This is a genomic window from Citrobacter sp. wls710 (assembly GCF_005281115.1).
Lineage (GTDB): Bacteria > Pseudomonadota > Gammaproteobacteria > Enterobacterales > Enterobacteriaceae > Citrobacter > Citrobacter werkmanii.
Genome location: NZ_SZXD01000058.1, coordinates 246097 through 266190, shown reverse-complemented (window position 1 = coordinate 266190; position 20094 = coordinate 246097). Strand labels below are relative to the sequence as shown.

Annotated in this window: 18 protein-coding genes and 1 pseudogene; 10 read left to right on the top strand and 9 right to left on the bottom strand. The window is 48.7% G+C overall.

Annotated elements, in window-relative coordinates; translation table 11 throughout:
- Window positions 1–178 precede the first annotated feature (178 nt).
- Entirely contained in the window at window positions 179–2857 is a 2679-nt protein-coding gene (adhE, locus tag FDX14_RS22790) for a bifunctional acetaldehyde-CoA/alcohol dehydrogenase (RefSeq protein WP_061381232.1), read from the bottom strand.
- 487 nt (window positions 2858–3344) lie between these two features.
- Between adhE and ychE the strand changes: the two genes are divergently transcribed.
- From ychE to FDX14_RS22755, 7 genes are all read left to right on the top strand, one after another.
- Window positions 3345–3992: an NAAT family transporter YchE gene (gene ychE / locus FDX14_RS22785; RefSeq protein WP_042308505.1), complete on the top strand. Its 648-nt coding sequence runs from the start codon at window positions 3345–3347 to the stop codon at window positions 3990–3992.
- Between the two features lie 773 nt (window positions 3993–4765).
- Window positions 4766–6397, top strand: coding sequence for an oligopeptide ABC transporter substrate-binding protein OppA (gene oppA / locus FDX14_RS22780; RefSeq protein WP_061381233.1), 1632 nt, complete (start codon window positions 4766–4768; stop codon window positions 6395–6397).
- A gap of 120 nt (window positions 6398–6517) precedes the next feature.
- Window positions 6518–7438: an oligopeptide ABC transporter permease OppB gene (gene oppB / locus FDX14_RS22775; protein WP_137350297.1), complete on the top strand. Its 921-nt coding sequence runs from the start codon at window positions 6518–6520 to the stop codon at window positions 7436–7438.
- 14 nt (window positions 7439–7452) lie between these two features.
- Complete coding sequence (oppC, locus tag FDX14_RS22770; RefSeq protein ID WP_008784950.1) at window positions 7453–8361, top strand: oligopeptide ABC transporter permease OppC; 909 nt, start codon at window positions 7453–7455, stop codon at window positions 8359–8361.
- 11 nt (window positions 8362–8372) lie between these two features.
- On the top strand, window positions 8373–9386 hold the full coding sequence (oppD, locus tag FDX14_RS22765) for a murein tripeptide/oligopeptide ABC transporter ATP-binding protein OppD (protein WP_038641097.1): 1014 nt from the start codon (window positions 8373–8375) through the stop codon (window positions 9384–9386).
- The gene (gene oppF / locus FDX14_RS22760) at window positions 9383–10387 is read left to right on the top strand and encodes a murein tripeptide/oligopeptide ABC transporter ATP-binding protein OppF (protein ID WP_061381235.1); all 1005 of its coding nucleotides are present in this window, start codon (window positions 9383–9385) and stop codon (window positions 10385–10387) included. Before oppD ends, oppF begins: the two co-directional genes overlap by 4 nt.
- A gap of 46 nt (window positions 10388–10433) precedes the next feature.
- Window positions 10434–11270 (top strand): ion transporter, encoded by an 837-nt coding sequence (locus tag FDX14_RS22755; RefSeq protein WP_042308053.1) that lies wholly within the window; start codon window positions 10434–10436, stop codon window positions 11268–11270.
- Window positions 11271–11303: 33 nt separating this feature from the next.
- Here the strand turns inward: FDX14_RS22755 and FDX14_RS22750 are convergent, their stop codons facing one another.
- Both FDX14_RS22750 and cls read right to left on the bottom strand, forming a co-directional pair.
- Window positions 11304–11633: an HI1450 family dsDNA-mimic protein gene (locus FDX14_RS22750; protein ID WP_003020691.1), complete on the bottom strand. Its 330-nt coding sequence runs from the start codon at window positions 11631–11633 to the stop codon at window positions 11304–11306.
- A 34-nt stretch (window positions 11634–11667) separates the two neighbouring features.
- Entirely contained in the window at window positions 11668–13128 is a 1461-nt protein-coding gene (gene cls, locus FDX14_RS22745; protein ID WP_038641094.1) for a cardiolipin synthase, read from the bottom strand.
- A 142-nt stretch (window positions 13129–13270) separates the two neighbouring features.
- Between cls and FDX14_RS22740 the strand changes: the two genes are divergently transcribed.
- The gene (locus FDX14_RS22740) at window positions 13271–13444 is read left to right on the top strand and encodes a YciY family protein (RefSeq protein ID WP_094301000.1); all 174 of its coding nucleotides are present in this window, start codon (window positions 13271–13273) and stop codon (window positions 13442–13444) included.
- Window positions 13445–13494: 50 nt separating this feature from the next.
- Here FDX14_RS22740 and FDX14_RS22735 read toward each other — a convergent pair whose 3' ends face one another.
- Window positions 13495–13791 carry a YciI family protein gene (locus FDX14_RS22735; RefSeq protein ID WP_042308055.1) on the bottom strand — a complete coding sequence of 99 codons (297 nt, stop codon included), beginning with the start codon at window positions 13789–13791 and terminating at the stop codon, window positions 13495–13497.
- A 224-nt stretch (window positions 13792–14015) separates the two neighbouring features.
- Between FDX14_RS22735 and tonB the strand changes: the two genes are divergently transcribed.
- Window positions 14016–14732: a TonB system transport protein TonB gene (gene tonB / locus FDX14_RS22730; protein WP_137350306.1), complete on the top strand. Its 717-nt coding sequence runs from the start codon at window positions 14016–14018 to the stop codon at window positions 14730–14732.
- 87 nt (window positions 14733–14819) lie between these two features.
- Here the strand turns inward: tonB and yciA are convergent, their stop codons facing one another.
- The 4 genes and pseudogenes from yciA to FDX14_RS25555 form a co-directional block, all read right to left on the bottom strand.
- Window positions 14820–15221, bottom strand: a complete 402-nt coding sequence (gene yciA, locus FDX14_RS22725; RefSeq protein ID WP_038640996.1) for an acyl-CoA thioester hydrolase YciA — start codon at window positions 15219–15221, stop codon at window positions 14820–14822.
- Window positions 15222–15385: 164 nt separating this feature from the next.
- The gene (locus FDX14_RS22720) at window positions 15386–15925 is read right to left on the bottom strand and encodes a septation protein A (RefSeq protein ID WP_042308056.1); all 540 of its coding nucleotides are present in this window, start codon (window positions 15923–15925) and stop codon (window positions 15386–15388) included.
- A gap of 54 nt (window positions 15926–15979) precedes the next feature.
- Window positions 15980–16723: a YciC family protein gene (locus FDX14_RS22715; RefSeq protein WP_042308057.1), complete on the bottom strand. Its 744-nt coding sequence runs from the start codon at window positions 16721–16723 to the stop codon at window positions 15980–15982.
- A 28-nt stretch (window positions 16724–16751) separates the two neighbouring features.
- Window positions 16752–16838: pseudogene (locus FDX14_RS25555) on the bottom strand (YkgJ family cysteine cluster protein); the annotation flags it as partial.
- Between the two features lie 283 nt (window positions 16839–17121).
- On the opposite strand from FDX14_RS25555, the gene ompW reads away from it, so the two are divergent.
- Window positions 17122–17760, top strand: a complete 639-nt coding sequence (ompW, locus tag FDX14_RS22710) for an outer membrane protein OmpW (protein ID WP_137350296.1) — start codon at window positions 17122–17124, stop codon at window positions 17758–17760.
- Window positions 17761–17825: 65 nt separating this feature from the next.
- Here the strand turns inward: ompW and FDX14_RS22705 are convergent, their stop codons facing one another.
- Window positions 17826–19406, bottom strand: a complete 1581-nt coding sequence (locus FDX14_RS22705; protein ID WP_061381236.1) for a phosphoethanolamine transferase — start codon at window positions 19404–19406, stop codon at window positions 17826–17828.
- Window positions 19407–20094 lie beyond the last annotated feature (688 nt).

Here is a 20094-nt window from a genome sequence, read left to right as displayed (position 1 = left end):
TACCCTGTCACACGCTCTTCTGACGCTATTCTGGCTTCTTCCCTGCATGTAATCTTCATCAGGCCATATCTCGCAAGTGGCCGAGTCAGGTATTACCTCATTTTTATAGCGTAAGGCACAAAAAAAACGGTCCCGAAAAGGGACCGTTTAGAGTCAGACTAAAACTTATCTGAACGAATTAAGCGGATTTCTTCGCTTTTTTCTCAGCTTTCGGTGCAGCTGCTACTTCAGGCTTAGCAGTGGTTTCACCTTCGGTGTACTCACGGCCGTAGTAGGTATCCAGCAGAATCTGCTTCAGCTCAGCAATCAGCGGATAACGCGGGTTAGCACCAGTACACTGGTCGTCAAACGCATCTTCAGACAGTTTGTCAACGTGTGCCAGGAAGTCAGCTTCCTGCACGCCAGCTTCACGGATAGACTTAGGAATACCCAGTTCAGCTTTGATTTCGTCCAGCCAGCCCAGCAGTTTCTGGATTTTCGCGGCAGTACGGTCGCCCGGTGCACTCAGACCCAGGTGGTCAGCGATTTCAGCGTAGCGACGACGTGCCTGAGGACGGTCGTACTGGCTGAATGCTGTCTGTTTAGTCGGGTTGTCGTTCGCGTTGTAACGAATAACGTTGCTAATCAGCAGGGCGTTCGCCAGACCGTGAGGAATGTGGAACTGAGAACCCAGCTTGTGCGCCATAGAGTGACATACACCCAGGAAGGCGTTCGCAAACGCGATACCGGCGATGGTCGCTGCACTGTGTACACGCTCACGGGCTACCGGGTTCTTGGAACCTTCGTGGTAGGACGCCGGCAGGTTTTCTTTCAGCAGTTTCAGCGCCTGCAGAGCCTGACCGTCAGAGAACTCAGAGGCCAGTACGGAAACGTAAGCTTCCAGAGCGTGAGTGACGGCATCCAGACCACCGAACGCACACAGGGACTTCGGCATATCCATCACCAGGTTGGCATCGACAATCGCCATATCCGGGGTCAGCGCGTAGTCAGCCAGCGGGTATTTCTGGCCGGTTGCGTCGTCGGTTACTACCGCAAACGGTGTTACTTCAGAACCGGTACCGGAAGTGGTGGTGACGGCGATCATTTTCGCTTTCACGCCCATTTTCGGGAACTTGTAGATACGTTTACGGATGTCCATAAAGCGCAGCGCCAGTTCTTCGAAGTGGGTTTCCGGATGTTCGTACATAACCCACATAATTTTCGCGGCGTCCATCGGGGAACCACCACCCAGCGCGATAATCACGTCTGGTTTGAAGGAGTTAGCCAGCTCAGCGCCTTTGCGCACAACGCTCAGAGTCGGGTCAGCTTCAACTTCGAAGAACACTTCGGTTTCAACGCCAGCCGCTTTCAGCACAGAGGTGATCTGGTCAGCATAACCATTATTGAACAGGAAGCGGTCGGTCACGATCAGCGCACGTTTGTGACCATCAGTAATCACTTCATCCAGCGCGATTGGCAGAGAGCCACGACGGAAGTAGATAGATTTCGGAAGTTTGTGCCACAACATGTTTTCAGCTCGCTTAGCAACGGTTTTCTTGTTGATCAGGTGCTTAGGACCAACGTTTTCAGAGATGGAGTTACCACCCCAGGAACCACAACCCAGAGTCAGGGAAGGTGCGAGTTTGAAGTTGTACAGGTCACCGATACCACCCTGAGAAGCAGGGGTGTTGATCAGGATACGCGCGGTTTTCATCATCTGACCGAAGTAAGCAACGCGTTCTGGCTGGTTATCCTGGTCGGTGTACAGGCAAGAGGTATGACCGATACCGCCCATCGCAACCAGTTTCTCAGCTTTGTCCACTGCGTCTTCGAAGTCTTTCGCACGATACATAGCCAGTGTCGGAGACAGTTTTTCGTGAGCAAAAGGCTCGCTTTCGTCAACAACCTTAACTTCACCGATCAGAATCTTAGTGGTTTCTGGTACGGAGAAGCCTGCCAGCTCAGCAATTTTGTAGGCCGGCTGACCAACGATAGCGGCGTTCAGCGCGCCATTTTTCAGGATAACGTCCTGAACAGCTTTCAGCTCTTTGCCCTGCAGCAGGTAGCCGCCGTGTGTGGCGAAGCGCTCACGTACTGCGTCATATACAGAGTCAACCACGACAACAGACTGTTCAGAAGCACAGATCACACCGTTGTCGAAGGTTTTAGACATCAGAACAGATGCAACAGCGCGTTTGATATCAGCGGTTTCGTCGATAACAACAGGGGTGTTACCTGCGCCTACGCCGATTGCTGGTTTACCAGAGCTGTATGCCGCTTTAACCATGCCTGGACCACCGGTCGCAAGGATCAGGTTGATGTCCGGGTGGTGCATCAGTGCGTTAGACAGTTCTACGGAAGGTTGATCGATCCAGCCGATCAAGTCTTTCGGTGCGCCAGCAGCGATTGCCGCTTGCAGAACGATGTCAGCAGCTTTGTTAGTGGCATCTTTAGCACGCGGATGCGGAGAGAAGATGATGGCGTTACGGGTCTTCAGGCTGATCAGCGATTTGAAGATAGCAGTAGAAGTCGGGTTAGTGGTTGGAACGATACCGCAGATGATACCAATCGGTTCAGCAATAGTAATGGTACCGAAAGTGTCGTCTTCAGACAGCACACCACAGGTTTTTTCATCTTTGTAAGCGTTGTAAATGTATTCAGAAGCAAAGTGGTTTTTAATCACTTTATCTTCGACGATGCCCATGCCAGATTCGGCAACGGCCATTTTCGCGAGAGGGATTCGAGCGTCTGCGGCAGCCAGAGCGGCGGCGCGGAAGATTTTGTCAACCTGTTCTTGAGTGAAACTGGCATATTCACGCTGGGCTTTTTTTACGCGCTCTACAAGTGCGTTAAGTTCAGCGACATTAGTAACAGCCATAATGCTCTCCTGATAATGTTAAACTTTTTTAGTAAATCATCTGCTCGATACGAGAGTATAGACAGACCGACGAAAATTTGTGTAACGGTTTGAAAATCAAACGGTTAATTAACGCCCACTTTACCTTGATTTACTAAAAGAGCTTATACGCAAGCGCCAGTTAACTCTCACGCTTTACCTCCAGGGGACGTAAGCAAGGTTACTCACTTCTGAGTAGTAATTGCGTGATCTGGATCAAAATTTCGCAAAGCTGACACCTTTCAGCAGGCCCTTTTAGCGTTTATCGGTAAGTGTTAAAAAATTGGTGTGGTGAATGCTAATCACATTAGCATATTTAATACATATTAATAACACTAAGTATTAGTAGCGTATTTACGTAGATATACGCAGATAGGAGGTGAAGTATGCTGACAAAAGGCGTATCTTCAGCGCGGATTTTATAACTTTTTATGACTCATTTTATCCGGCTAACGCTTCGGAGCTAACCGTGATCCAAACGCTATTTGATTTTCCTGTTTATTTTAAATTTTTTGTTGGGTTATTTGCCCTGGTCAACCCGGTAGGGATCATCCCTGTCTTTATCAGTATGACCAGCTATCAAACTGCGGCTGCGCGAAATAAAACCAATCTCACGGCAAATCTGTCGGTCGCTATCATCCTGTGGACTTCGCTGTTCCTGGGGGACGGTATTCTGCAACTTTTCGGTATTTCTATAGATTCGTTCAGGATTGCTGGCGGTATTCTGGTTGTGACCATTGCGATGTCGATGATTAGCGGAAAGCTTGGCGAAGATAAGCAGAACAAACAGGAAAAATCAGAAACGGCCATTCGTGAAAGCATTGGCGTGGTGCCGTTGGCATTGCCGTTGATGGCGGGGCCTGGGGCAATTAGCTCGACTATCGTTTGGGGGACGCGTTACCACAGTGCAATTAACCTGTTTGGCTTTTTTATCGCGATTGCGTTGTTTGCCTTGTGTTGCTGGGGGCTGTTTCGCATGGCACCGTGGCTAGTGCGCTTGCTGGGCCAAACGGGTATCAACGTCATTACGCGTATTATGGGGCTGTTACTCATGGCCTTAGGGATTGAATTTATTGTTACTGGTATCAAATCCATTTTCCCCGGTTTGCTTGCCTGATATTCCTTCTTGAGTACAAGCGGAGCCGCTGCAGGCTCCGCTTCCTTTCATTATCAGTAAAACTTCTCACTAAAGTTGATAATCAGCATAACAACAATGAAAAATGCTGATGGTTAACGATTTAGTTATTCATTGATTTTATGGATATAACACTCAGCGCTGCGTCAGAGTGAGCACGATATTGCTGTTATTTTATTAACATCATACTCTGGGGCTTGCTGTGGGATTATCGAAATGTTATTAGTTATTTCAGCGTTTTTTTTAGATGAATGTGCTAATTAACAACCAATTGTTAAATTTATGTGCATTTTGGCGTGGGGTTGAGACCGGACAGGGGAGTCAACCATGATAATCAGCTAATTCGTTGATTATTAATATTTTATTGTTATGGGTTTTCATTCGCAAGCCTTTGCCAGTGACATTTATTTCTAATAAAAGAGAATTAGTTAACAAATTTGTAAAATGTATTGGCGGTGAAGAAACGCATTTGGTACTTTCCGGCCAGGTATTTGGCAGAAGAATTGACGTTGATGAGAATGATTTTCAGTTGCCTTCTCTCAACAGGGTAATAGCGTGTTTCCGGCAGGGGAGACACGTAGATAATCGACGCAAGGCGGTCGTACGAATCGCCAGAATAAATAAAGTCGGTGATAGCAAGCAGTAAAACAATAAACCACCTGACGGCAGAAAATCTCCGGTGCCGTACAGGGATCCTGACAGGATTAACAGTCTGGTTAAAAAACCAGCCATAATAATGAGGGAGTACAAACACAATGACGATCATCACTAAAAAAAGTTTAGTCGCTGCGGGGATCCTCACTGCGCTAATCGCTGGAAATGTGGCCACGGCGGCAGTTGTGCCAGCGGGTGTGCAGCTTGCTGAAAAGCAGACTCTGGTGCGTAATAACGGTTCGGAAGTTCAGTCTCTCGATCCACATAAAATCGAAGGTGTACCGGAATCCAACATTAGCCGGGACCTGTTTGAAGGTTTATTAATCAGTGATGTCGATGGCAAACCATCGCCGGGCGTGGCTGAAAAATGGGATAATAAAGATTTTAAAGTCTGGACATTCCATCTGCGTAAAGATGCTAAATGGTCTGACGGTACGCCTGTTACCGCGCAAGATTTTGTGTATAGCTGGCAACGTTTGGCGAACCCAAATACTGCCTCACCGTACGCCAGTTATTTGCAGTACGGTCATATCGTCAATATTGATGACATCATCGCCGGTAAAAAGCCGGTCACCGATCTCGGTGTGAAAGCGATTGACGATCATACTTTTGAAGTCACCCTGAGCGAACCTGTTCCTTATTTCTACAAACTGCTCGTGCACTCTTCCGTTTCACCGGTTCCTAAAGCCGCCGTAGAAAAATACGGTGATAAGTGGACCCAGCCCGCGAACATTGTCACTAACGGCGCGTATAAACTGAAGGACTGGGTGGTTAACGAGCGCATTGTGCTTGAGCGTAATACCAACTACTGGGACAACGCCAAAACCATTATTAACCAGGTGACCTATCTGCCAATTTCTTCAGAAGTAACCGACGTTAACCGCTATCGCAGCGGTGAAATCGACATGACCTATAACAACATGCCGATCGAGTTATTCCAGAAACTGAAAAAAGAGATCCCGAACGAAGTTCACGTTGACCCGTATCTGTGCACCTATTATTACGAAATCAACAACCAGAAAGCACCGTTCAACGATGTTCGTGTTCGTACGGCTCTGAAGCTGGCGATGGATCGTGACATCATCGTCAACAAAGTGAAAAACCAGGGTGACCTGCCTGCTTATAGCTTTACCCCTCCTTACACCGATGGCGCGAAACTGGTTGAGCCAGAGTGGTTCAAATGGTCACAGGAAAAACGCAACGAAGAAGCGAAAAAACTGCTGGCTGAAGCCGGTTATACCGCTGAAAAACCGTTGACCTTTGACTTGCTGTATAACACCTCAGACCTGCACAAGAAGCTGGCTATCGCCGCAGCTTCTATCTGGAAGAAAAATCTGGGCGCCAACGTCAAGCTGGAAAACCAGGAATGGAAAACATTCCTCGATACGCGCCATCAGGGTAACTATGATGTATCGCGTGCGGGCTGGTGTGCGGATTATAACGAGCCGACTTCCTTCCTGAATATGGTGCTGTCCGACAGCTCGAACAACACCGTTCACTATAAGAGCCCTGCATTTGACAAGCTGATTGCAGATACCCTGAAAGTGACTGATGAAGCGCAGCGTAGTGAGCTGTATTCGAAAGCGGAGCAGCAACTGGATAAAGATTCTGCGATTGTACCGGTTTATTACTATGTTAACGCCCGCCTGGTGAAACCATGGGTTGGCGGATACTCCGGTAAAGACCCGATGGATAATATCCATGTAAAAGACTTGTATATTATCAAGCATTAATGGCAAGACGTGGGGCAATCATTTTGCCCCACAGTGTCTTTTTCTTCGAACTATTAACACCTCTTTACCTGAAGATCTGGGTAGAAGAGGTGTAAAGGCACACGCCAGAAGGTACGGGCAATGTTAAAATTCATATTACGTCGCTGTCTGGAAGCGATTCCGACGCTGTTTATTCTTATTACGATTTCATTCTTTATGATGCGCCTTGCGCCGGGTAGTCCATTCACCGGTGAACGCGCATTGCCGCCAGAAGTGCTGGCTAATATTGAAGCGAAATATCATCTCAACGATCCCATCTCCACACAGTATTTCAGCTACCTGAAACAGCTGGCGCATGGCGATTTTGGGCCATCCTTTAAATATAAAGATTACACGGTTAACGACCTTGTCGCTTCAAGTTTTCCGGTGTCAGCGAAGCTTGGCGCTGCGGCTTTTATTCTGGCGGTGATCGTTGGCGTTAGCGCTGGGGTAACCGCCGCACTGAAGCAAAATACGCGCTGGGACTACACGGTAATGGGGGTAGCGATGACCGGGGTGGTTATCCCCAGTTTCGTCGTCGCTCCCTTATTGGTCATGATATTTGCCATAACGTTGAAATGGCTGCCCGGCGGTGGCTGGAACGGCGGGGCGTTGAAATTTATGATCCTGCCGATGGTGGCGTTATCGCTCGCCTATATCGCCAGTATCGCCCGTATTACTCGCGGCTCGATGATTGAAGTGCTGCACTCAAACTTTATTCGTACCGCGCGAGCTAAAGGACTGCCGATGCGGCGGATTATTTTCCGCCATGCGTTAAAGCCTGCGTTACTTCCCGTGCTGTCTTATATGGGGCCTGCGTTTGTCGGCATTATTACCGGCTCAATGGTTATTGAAACAATCTATGGTTTGCCGGGCATTGGGCAACTGTTCGTGAATGGCGCTTTAAACCGCGACTATTCGCTGGTGCTGAGTCTGACCATTCTGGTCGGTACGCTGACTATTGTGTTTAATGCGATTGTCGATGTGCTGTATGCCGTTATCGATCCGAAGATTCGTTACTGATACTGGAGCTCGCTATGATGTTAAGTAAGAAAAACAGCGAGGCGCTGGAAAATTTCAGTGAGAAGCTGGAGGTTGAAGGTCGCAGCCTGTGGCAGGACGCGCGTCGACGTTTTATGCATAACCGCGCGGCGGTGGCAAGCCTGGTAGTGCTGGTGATTATTGCGCTATTTGTGACGCTGGCGCCAATGCTGTCGCAGTTTACCTACTTTGATACCGACTGGGGAATGATGTCCAGCGCGCCGGATATGGAGTCCGGGCACTATTTTGGCACCGACTCATCGGGTCGCGACCTGCTGGTGCGTGTGGCGATTGGCGGGCGCATCTCGCTGATGGTCGGTATTGCCGCCGCGTTGGTGGCGGTCGTGGTTGGCACGCTATATGGTTCATTGTCAGGTTATCTCGGCGGCAAAATCGACTCGGTGATGATGCGCCTGCTGGAAATCCTCAACTCCTTCCCGTTCATGTTCTTCGTGATTCTGCTGGTGACCTTCTTTGGGCAAAACATTCTGCTGATTTTTGTCGCTATCGGGATGGTTTCCTGGCTGGATATGGCACGTATCGTGCGTGGACAAACGCTGAGCCTGAAGCGCAAAGAGTTTATTGAAGCGGCGCAAGTCGGCGGGGTGTCTACCGTGCGCATCGTTATCCGCCATATTGTGCCAAACGTGCTGGGCGTAGTGGTGGTATATGCTTCGTTGCTGGTGCCCAGCATGATTCTGTTTGAATCCTTCCTGAGTTTTCTGGGGCTAGGGACGCAGGAGCCGTTAAGTAGCTGGGGCGCACTGCTGAGTGATGGTGCCAACTCAATGGAAGTATCGCCATGGCTGTTGCTGTTCCCGGCCGGTTTCCTGGTGGTTACTTTGTTCTGTTTTAACTTTATTGGCGATGGCTTGCGTGATGCCCTCGACCCGAAAGACCGTTAAGGAGCGCCGCCATGAGCGTAATTGAGACCGCAACCGCGCCGCTCGCGCAACAACAGGCTAACGCACTGCTGAACGTTAAGGATCTGCGCGTGACGTTTGCCACCCCCGATGGCGATGTTACTGCAGTAAACGATTTAAACTTTTCCCTGCGAGCCGGAGAAACGTTGGGTATTGTCGGTGAGTCCGGTTCGGGCAAATCGCAAACGGCCTTTGCCCTGATGGGGTTGCTGGCGGCGAATGGCCGTATCGGAGGTTCCGCAACGTTTAACGGGCGTGAAATATTGAATTTACCGGAGCATGAGCTGAACAAACTGCGCGCCGAGCAAATCTCAATGATTTTTCAGGATCCGATGACCTCTCTGAATCCGTACATGCGGGTCGGAGAGCAACTGATGGAAGTTCTCATGCTGCATAAAGGCATGAGTAAAGCAGAAGCATTTGAAGAGTCAGTAAAAATGCTGGATGCAGTGAAAATGCCGGAAGCGCGCAAGCGCATGAAAATGTATCCGCATGAATTCTCTGGCGGAATGCGTCAGCGCGTAATGATCGCCATGGCGCTGCTGTGCAGACCAAAATTATTGATCGCCGATGAGCCGACTACCGCGCTCGATGTTACGGTACAGGCGCAAATTATGACGCTGCTGAATGAACTGAAAAGTGAATTTAACACCGCAATTATCATGATCACCCACGATCTGGGGGTTGTCGCCGGTATTTGTGACAAAGTGCTGGTGATGTACGCTGGACGAACCATGGAATATGGCAGCGCACGGGATGTCTTTTATAAGCCCGTTCATCCGTATTCAATTGGTCTGCTGAATGCCGTACCTCGTCTGGATGCTGAAGGGGAAGAGATGTTGACTATCCCGGGCAACCCACCGAACCTGCTGCGTCTGCCAAAAGGCTGTCCATTCCAGCCCCGCTGCCCGCATGCGATGGAAATCTGTAGCAGTGCTCCGCCACTGGAAGAGTTTAGCCCGGGCCGCCTGCGCGCCTGCTTTAAACCCGTGGAGGAACTGGTATGAATACGGTCATCGAACAACGAAAAGTACTCCTTGAAATTGCCGATTTAAAGGTCCATTTCGACATTAAAGACGGCAAGCAGTGGTTTTGGCAACCGTCTAAATCCCTCAAAGCGGTTGATGGCGTGACCCTGCGATTGTATGAAGGTGAAACCTTAGGCGTGGTGGGGGAGTCCGGCTGCGGAAAATCGACCTTTGCTCGGGCGATTATCGGTCTGGTGAAAGCCACTGATGGAAAGGTCGCCTGGTTGGGTAAAGATTTGCTGGGGATGAAACCCGATGAATGGCGCGAGGTGCGCAGTGATATCCAGATGATTTTCCAGGATCCGCTGGCATCATTAAACCCGCGTATGACCATTGGTGAAATTATTGCCGAGCCGCTGCGGACTTATCATCCGAAACTGCCGGGGCAGGAAGTCCGTGACCGCGTGAAGGCAATGATGATGAAGGTTGGGTTGCTGCCAAACCTGATTAACCGTTATCCGCATGAGTTTTCCGGCGGCCAATGTCAGCGTATCGGTATTGCCCGCGCACTGATTCTTGAACCGAAGCTGATTATCTGCGACGAGCCAGTTTCTGCGCTGGACGTATCCATTCAGGCCCAGGTCGTTAACCTCTTGCAGCAGCTACAGCGTGAAATGGGGCTGTCATTAATTTTCATTGCCCACGACCTGGCGGTGGTTAAGCATATCTCCGATCGCGTACTGGTGATGTATCTCGGACACGCGGTGGAATTAGGCACCTATGACGAGGTGTACCATAATCCGCTACATCCTTATACCAAAGCGCTAATGTCTGCTGTGCCGATCCCCGATCCGGATATGGAAAGGAACAAAGTTATCCAGTTGCTGGAAGGCGAGTTGCCGTCGCCGATTAATCCTCCTTCGGGCTGTGTGTTCCGTACGCGCTGCCCGATTGCCGGACCAGAGTGTGCAAAAACACGCCCGGTTCTCGAAGGCAGTTTTCGACACGCCGTTTCCTGCCTGAAAGTAGACCCGCTATAATCGTGAGGGCTGACAAAGGTCAGCCCTTCTTTTTGGTGAGGTATTTGTGTCTGGCTTAGTTTCTTCTGTTCGCCGTACGCTTTATCGTACATTATTTGATTTAGACACACGCTCGGGGCGCCGTTTTGAAGGTATGTGCGCACTGTTCGCGCTGCTCAGCGTGATTGTTATCTTCGTTGAGTCCGGGGTCGGGACGCAATACCATTTGACCTTTGAGGAATGGCGCGTATTTGTCTGGCTGGAAGTCTTTATCACTCTGGTCTTTACTATCGAATATCTGCTGCGATTATGCTGCTGGGCCAATCCCGCTAAATATGTCTTTAGCTTCTGGGGGATTATCGATCTTGCCACCATTTTGCCACTGTATGTGATGTGGTTATGGCCGGAAATCAGTCTGAGTTATGTTTTCGCCTGGCGGGCGATGCGTGTCCTGCGCGTACTGCGAATTCTCAAATTGCTGCGCTTTATGCCTTCTCTGCGTATATTCTGGAGCGCAATAAAAAGCGCCCGTCATCAGCTAATCCTGTTCTATTCATTTATTGCTATTCTGATGATTGTTTTCGGCGCGCTGATGTATCTGATAGAAGGGCCCAAATATGGCTTTAGTACGTTGAATGCGTCAGTGTATTGGGCCATTGTCACGGTAACCACCGTCGGCTATGGTGATATCACTCCCCACACGCCGCTCGGGCGCATGGTAGCGTCAGTGCTGATTTTGATTGGTTATTCCGTGATTGCGATCCCGACTGGTTTGATAACGACGCATATGAGCAGTGCGTTCCAGCATCGGCAGAATCAGCGTAAATGTCCGCAGTGTCAGCAAAGTCAGCATGAGCACAGCGCGCAGTTTTGTAACCGGTGCGGAAGCAAATTACCGGGCTAAAAGTAAAAAAGCTGCGAGAGCAGCTTTTTTTAATTATTCGCGCCAGAGAATGTGGCAGAGCTTGTGATCTTTTTCGCGACACAACAGAACGCGGGCAAAAATATCGTTAATCTCGCCGTCTTCTGTATCTGCCAGACCAATCACCACTTCGGCAAAGAAGTCAGGATTCAGGTCAAAATCGACGTGTTCCTGCCAGTCCTCTGCCGGGTCAAATAATTCTGCACCGCCGCGCTCTTCAAACTGCAAATTGAACAGAATGATATCTGCCGGATCGAGGTTGTCCGCAGCCAGTTCGAGAAAAATATCGTAAGCCTGCTCAAGCGTTTCGTCTTCGGTCAGGCGGTTGTTCAAATCCATATCCATAATGACTACCTGTTTACTGTCTGATGGGCACGTTTTACAGCAACGGACTAAAGAAGTAAAACAGTCGCTCGGCAATCCGCTGCCAGAGTGGTCGTTTTACCCACAAACGAGCGTCAAGAAGGCGGGAACGAGAAATATAATCATCCTGCACTGCGGCGAGGTCGCCCCCGAATCCTGCGTCATCAATAACCAGCGTGATTTCAAAATTCAGCCACAAACTGCGCATATCCAGGTTAACGGTACCGACCAGGCTCAGTTCGCCATCAACCAGTACGCTCTTGGTGTGCAGCAAGCCGCCTTCGAACTGATATATTTTGACGCCCGCGGCCAGCAGTTCGGTGAAAAAGGCCCGGCTTGCCCAGCCAACCAGCAGGGAATCATTCTTCCGCGGAAGAATGATACTGACGTCGACCCCACGCTGTGCTGCTGTACAGATCGCATGTAGTAAATCATCGCTGGGGACGAAATAGGGCGTGGTCATAATTAAATATTCACGCGCCGAATAAGCAGCAGTTAATAGCGCCTGATGGATCAAATCTTCAGGGAAACCAGGACCCGAGGCGATAGTGTGAATGGTGTGACCGCTGGCCTGCTCAAACGGCATGATATTGACGTCCGGCGGCGGGGGTAAAATGCGTTTCCCGGTTTCAATTTCCCAGTCGCAGGAGTAGACGATGCCCATCGCGGTGGCAACAGGTCCTTCCATTCTCGCCATCAAATCGACCCATTGCCCCACGCCCGCATCCTGCTTAAAGAAGCGCGGGTCGACCATGTTCATGCTGCCGGTATAAGCAATATAGTTGTCGATCATCACCATCTTACGGTGCTGGCGCAGGTCCATTCGGCGCAAAAACACACGCATCAGGTTAACCTTGAGGGCTTCGACAACTTCAATACCCGCATTACGCATCATCGCCGCCCACGGGCTACGGAAGAATGCCACGCTGCCGGCAGAGTCCAGCATCAGGCGGCAGTGAACGCCTCTTCTGGCGGCCGCCATTAACGATTCGGCAACCTGATCGGCCATACCACCCGGTTGCCAGATGTAGAACACCATCTCGATGTTATGACGCGCCAGTTGAATATCACGGATCAGCGCCTGCATCACGTCATCGGAACTGGTGAGCAGTTGCAGTTGATTCCCCTTAACGCCGGCGATTCCCTGACGACGCTCGCACAGCTTAAATAATGAAGAAGCAACGCTGCTGTTTTCCTGCGCGAAAATATGTTCACAGGCTTTGAGGTCGTTTAGCCATTTGGCCGTGGAAGGCCACATTGCCCGGGCGCGTTCGGCGCGGCGTTTACCCAGGTGGAGTTCACCGAAGGACAGATAAGCTATGATCCCTACCAATGGCAGTATATAGATGATCAACAGCCATGCCATTGCGGAGGGCACTGCGCGTCGCTTCATTAGAATGCGTAATGTGACGCCAGCAATGAGTACCCAGTAACCCAGAATGACCAGCCAACTCACCACGGTGTAGAAGGTTGTCATAAATTTAAAAATCCTTTTGAAAGCGTATTGTTAAGAGTTTACGCATCAGGATAAATCTGGCAAATAAAAACACGGGAAAACCTCTGGTCTGCATTCGGTGTGGCGTTATAATGGCCGCTCAGTGACTGGAAGAGTAGTTAACATGAAGCGTAGTAGAACGGAAGTGGGACGCTGGCGGATGCAGCGTCAGGCTAGCCGCCGTAAAGCACGTTGGCTTGAAGGACAATCGCGTCGTAACATGCGTATCCACACCATCAGAAAGTGTATTCTAAATCATCAACGTAACTCGTTGCTGTTTGCAATCCACAGTATCTGATCTCAAAAGGGCACCGCTGGTGGTGCCCAATGTCTGCTTTCGTTCTGTTTTTAAAATACTTTCTTGTAGGGTTTTACTGAAACCTGCGCGTACACGCCAGCAGCCACATAGGGGTCGGCTTCTGCCCACGCCTGCGCGGCCTCGATAGATTCAAATTCTGCAATCACCGTCGAGCCGGTAAAACCCGCGACACCTGGATCGTTACTGTCAACGGCTGGCATCGGTCCTGCCGTGAGCAGTCGTCCTTCGTCATGCAGGAGTTGCAGACGGGCCAGATGAGCAGGGCGCACGGAAAGGCGTTTGTCGAGAGAGTCTGCGATATCTTGAGCATAAATAACGTACAGCACGGGTAGAGCTCCTTAATCGGTAAAAGTCGTTAATTACGTTATTGGAAAGGCATGTCAACTGCAACGTAAAGATAACGGATTTGTTAAGACCATATTGTCATGAAGGTTTTTTTACATAAAATCGTGTTTTAAATGCAGCTTACCGTCCAGACCTTATTGAATATGATTGCTATTTGCATTTAAAATCAGGGCCTGGTTTTTTAACTGAAACGATTATGACTTCAATGACCCTTGATTTACCTCGTCGCTTTCCCTGGCCAACGTTACTCTCCGTCGGCATCCATGGTGCTGTAGTGGCGGGTCTATTGTATACCTCGGTACATCAGGTTATTGAACTGCCTGCGCCAGCGCAGCCGATCTCCGTTACGATGGTCGCGCCTGCCGATCTCGAACCACCTCAGGCCGTTCAGCCGCCGCCGGAACCCGTCGTCGAGCCTGAACCGGAACCTGAGCTGATCCCGGAGCCGCCAAAAGAGGCGCCGGTAGTGATTGAAAAACCGAAGCCCAAGCCTAAACCGAAGCCAAAACCGGTGAAAAAAGTGGTAGAGCAGCCCAAACGTGATGCTAAACCAGCAGAGCCGCGTCCGGCGTCCCCGTTTGAAAACACGGCGCCAGCGCGTCCAACGACCAGTAGCGCGCCGGCAACCAGTAAACCGGCGGTAAGTGCGCCAGCAGGCCCACGCGCTTTAAGCCGAAATCAGCCACAGTATCCGGCGCGAGCACAGGCGTTGCGCATAGAGGGGCGCGTCAAAGTCAAATTTGACGTTACACCAGACGGGCGTGTTGAAAATGTGGAAATACTGTCCGCGCAGCCGGCGAATATGTTTGAGCGTGAAGTAAAAAATGCGATGCGCAGATGGCGCTATGAAGCCGGTAAACCAGGTTCCGGACTGGTAGTGAATATCGTGTTCCGTCTGAACGGCGCAACGCAGATCGAATAAGGCGCAAGCCGGATTTGGCGGTTCGCCGCCATCCGGCAATAAGCAATGAATTGTGTGATTGCCGGATGGCGATGCTATCGTGACTTATCAGCCCAGGGTAGGGATTGGGCGAGGCTTACCGTCTTTATCAACGGCAACATAGATAAACAGGGCTTCGGTGGCTTTATAGCGCTGGCCGATAGGTTCTGAAGCAACTTTCTTCACCCAGACTTCAATATTAATGCTGATCGAAGTCGTCCCGCGCTTCACGCAGCGCGCATAGCAACAAACCACATCACCTACGGCAACCGGGCGTAAAAAGCTCATTCCTTCAACGCGCACCGTTACCACACGACCATGCGCGATCTCTTTGGCCTGAATAGCGCCACCTATATCCATTTGTGACATCAGCCAGCCGCCAAAAATATCACCGTTCGCGTTGGTATCGGCAGGCATAGCCAGAGTGCGTAAAACCAGTTCACCCTGGGGAGTATTATTCGTTGTTGTCATTGTTGAACCGACTATAGAGAAAGATTACAGGCGCGATGCTACTAGAATTTGCACGTTGAGAACAGAGGGATGCGGCGTGTGGAGCGGAAGTTAGCCGGGTTAATGGCAATGAGGAACGTGAGGGGATAAAAATTCGCCAGATCGGTTGATCTGGCGAGCAAGTATTACGATTTATCTTCCTGCGGCAGATGGCGGTAAATATAGACACCGCTCAGCAGCGTGAACAATAAGGTCAGGGCTGTCAGGCCGAATACTTTAAAGTTGACCCAAATATTCTGCGGCAGCCAAAAAGCGATATAGATATTCGCCAAACCACACAGAATGAAAAAGATGGCCCAGGCTACATTAAGCTTCGACCACACTGGCTGCGGCAGGGTAAGCTCTTTGCCTAACATCCGCTGAATCAGCGGCTTTTTCATCACCCACTGGCTAACCAGCAGCGCACCGGCAAACAGTCCGTAAATCACCGTAACTTTCCACTTAATGAATTCATCGTTGTGGAAGAAGATAGTCAGGCCGCCGAATACGGCCACCAGAACAAATGTGATTAACGCCATCTTCTCGACCTTGCGATAGCGAACCCAGCTGTAAATCAGAACCACAGCCGTCGCAACAATCAGTGCCGAGGTCGCCGCGTAGATGTCGTAAAGCTTATAAAAAGCAAAAAAGACAACCAGCGGTAAAAAATCAAGAAACTGCTTCATTCATCGATTCCGTCATCAAAAGCACCAGGCATGCGCCCGGTATGCGTTCAGGGTTTATTGGCGAATCAGCATGTACAGGCGGAACAAATAGATCAGCAACACGGCGGAGATCATATTGCTCAGCGTATTCGCCAATACCGCGCCTACGTTCGGCGTAAGTACCGCAAAACTTGGCGCAAAAAGCAACAGCAGCGTTTTTGCCAGCAGCCAACCGATCACTGCCGGCGCTACCAGTCGCATATTAGACCATGCCAGACGCACACTGTTGCGCATAGCGGCAAAGACACCCATTTTATCCTGTACCAACATCACCGGTGCGAGTGCTAACAGGATGGCCAGCAGAATACCGGGCACAACCACCAGCATAATACCGATTTGTACCAGCAGAGTAGTCAGAAAAATCAGAATAAACAGCTTAGGCAGTACTGGCGCACTGGCGCCGATGGCGCGTAACGCGCTGACCCGATGACCTGCTGAAATCAGCTGAATCATCAGGATGATACCTCCCGCGAGGATGGCATTACCAATCAGGCCTGAAAATGTCGACGCCGCGGAAGCGCGTAGCAGAATTTGCTGTTGCTCCGGGGTCATATTTTGTACCAGATCAAACAGACCCACGCTACTGGTTAACTGATCCCCTTCACTGAGTTGCGCAATTTGGGCGTCGGTGGGAGAAAAGGCATGCCCTAACACCACTGTGATAAACGCGCACAACAACGATACCAGCAAGATGGTAATGAATTGATTACGGAAAAAGTTCCCCGTGTCACGGTAAACGGATTTCGCCGTGATAGACATGCACTCTCCTTGAGTTTTGCAGGTGTTCATTTGCGGGCAATTGTACCCTGGATAACTCTACAGTGGCAGCATCGCACGATGTATGGAAAGGCATATCTTTGTAAAGCTCCGGTAATTTTTGGCTATGACTTCAGCGTTATGCAAGAACGCTGGTTGTTCTCTGCCCATCATGAGCAAATAAGCAACGCTTATCATCAGCGGGTGTCGGACACTTGCATGGCGAAAATATATCAAAATTGATCTGAATTAATTTAACCAGGATTTTGAATGCAAGTTCTAACTTAATCTGGATCAATAAATGTTAAATTATCAAAGTCAATGTGATCCAGGTAAGATCACTTATTACTCCAATGTGGGTATATTTGTTCCGCTTTTATAACCATAACGATGGAGCGGACATGAAAAAATTAACAGTTGCAGCATTGGCTTTAACAACTCTTCTCTCTGGTAACGCATTCGCGCATGAGGCTGGAGAATTCTTCATTCGTGCGGGTTCTGCCACCGTCAGGCCGACGGAAGGTGCGGGGGGAACGCTGGGAAGTTTAGGCGGCTTTGATGTCAGTAATAACACCCAGTTGGGGCTAACATTCACTTACATGGCAACCGACAATATCGGTGTTGAATTACTGGCTGCGACGCCGTTCCGTCATAAAATTGGGACTGCCACGACGGGCGATATTGCCACTGTGCACCACTTACCGCCGACGTTAATGGCACAATGGTACTTCGGCGACTCCAGCAGCAAACTGCGTCCTTACGTTGGTGTCGGTGTGAACTACACCACCTTCTTCGATGAGGGCTTTAATGATAACGGCAAAAAAACCGGCTTATCGGACCTGAGTCTGAAAGATTCTTGGGGGGCGGCAGGGCAAGTCGGTATGGACTATCTGATTAACCGCGACTGGCTGATTAACATGTCGGTCTGGTACATGGATATCGACACCACCGCAAGCTATAAAATGGGTGGCGTCCAGCAGCGAGACAGCGTACGCCTCGATCCGTGGGTGTTTATGTTCTCTGCGGGTTATCGTTTTTAAATTTTTCTGTAAAGTTATTCTGCAAAACTGGTCGTAAAACGACCAGTTTTGCTAACTCTTCAGCATTAACGAACATCATTCCAATTGTATTTTTTTCCTGTGGTATCCATGACGAAAATCTCCTTTTTGTAGTTTATTAACCAGGATTTCATAGACTTTTTCGCATTACCCTGACGATGGATGCCAAGCCACAATTCTGCAAGCGAATTAAGATCATCGGAAGACCACGGAGTATTATAATCTCCGGTGAACTTTGTTTTTTCATCAACTAACTGGCTGTACCAAATATACATGGGGATTTGTAATGCCTCTTTAGGCGGTCTGACACCACCGTGGGAATAAACCACAGAGCGTGCAGGATCACGGATCAGCGCATGATCGGAAAAATACATTACTGATGAGCGAGTGTTTTCCAGTTCATTGAATATATTACCCATAAGTTTATCGGTATAGCGAATTGAATTGTCATAACAGTCATCGGCTTTGCTTTGGCCAAATAAGACAGTATCACTTTCTGGAAAACGTTGACAGGAAGGCTCATGACTGCCATATAAATGCAGGACAATAAGTTTCTTACCTGGTTTCTGTAATGCCTGATGCAATAACGGTAGCAAGGCCTCATCATAGCCATATTCTACCCATTCATGTTGATGTGCATTCATGGCAATCCCGGTAATTATATTGTTATGCGCACCTCCATTTCCCTGGCGACTGTACCAGTATGTATCATAGCCAGCCTGGTTTGTGATATTAATAATATTATCGCTGTAGTTACGAGGGTTACGGGTTTGCACTGAGTCAGCAGTAAGTGCCAGGGGGACGGCCATGATTGTTACCGGTGCAGGCGCAATCGCGTTCTGAAACAGTAAAAGTTGCTGCTTTTGTTTGATAAGTTCAGGTGTGGTATCCCTTGCGTATCCATAAATCCCCATGTTTAACGTACGCGCAGATTCCCCGATTATCAATATATAGTTTTCGATTCCTGTATCAGTTACTGTTATCTTATAATTTGGAATGTTTGTACCAATATCAGAAATTATGGCGTTATCTTGCATCGCCTGCATAAACTCTTTTCCGGTACTTACTGGAGTGGAGCGGATCACTCGTTGTACCAAACTTTCAACATTACTTTTTCTTATCTGGTGGAGATAAGCTTGCGAAAATAAAAGAAAAACTATTAAGCCCAAAATAACCATTGGGTAGTGGCGAAATCGATAGGGTACAGGTCTCGCGCCAGTGTTTATAGAGTAAATAAAAAATATTACAAGTGTAAAGAACGTAACACAGTCACGCCAATATAATCTCAGCATCGCCACTGCTTCGCTGGGCGTTGTATTCAAAATACTTAACGCAAATCCATAACTAAATTCTGAACTGTAATTATTCCAGGCATGCAGTTGAAGAGTAATATCACCTGCGACGGGTATTAAAATTAAAGCGGCCAGAATATTTCTGAAAAAGACATACTGTATGCAGCGCAATGAAAGCATGATCATGAAAAACACAAGCGTCCGATTAATTACAGCGTTATATTTTGCACTCAAAATATTAACGACTGCAATAATTAAAACAGAAATGATTAGCGGGATAATATTAAGTGGGCGCAAACCACTTCTGACCATTTGAAGGTTAAGTTGGATAGACATGATTTTTAATTTACGGACCCAAATATCCTGGCAAAGAAAATATTTTTAAGCATAAGAATTTCCTTCTTATGCGCTTTTATTGTTTATTCATGTAATTATCAAGGGTAAATAAGTTACATGTGGCAACCTCACAGACCTGTCCAGGGTGTGATTGCCTTTATGTCGCTTTATTCAATGCTATTTAGTCGTTGTCCTGTGGTTTGATTCCTTTGGCTATTGAAAATTGTACGGAGTAGATTTGAGTTAAGTAAAAATAGCGTTTGCTACGCTTTATGTCTGCATAACAATTAATTTACGATTTGGTAACATGACCTAGCTGAAATTATGACGGCCTTGTAAAAAATAACTGGATAACTCTGACACTATAATGATTTTAGCCTTGATGAGCCAATGCAATATTCATATTTAATATGATTTACCTGCAAATCATCACCAAAACTTTATGATATTGCTGCGTCAGCGTTTCTATGCTCATCTCTTACACATTAAAAACAACGACCGCATCTGAGATCAAATGTGGGTTGGGCCAGAGTCATTCGCTACCTGCGGATATGGACCTTAAAAGCATGAGGAAGCCGCGCTCGGTCACAGCCATAACTATGGCTGTGGTCAAGATTTGCCGCCAGAATCGTCAGTGCGTGCTTCTCCTTTTCGATGTAATGCTATTCTTTAAGCAAACTGGCTTTGA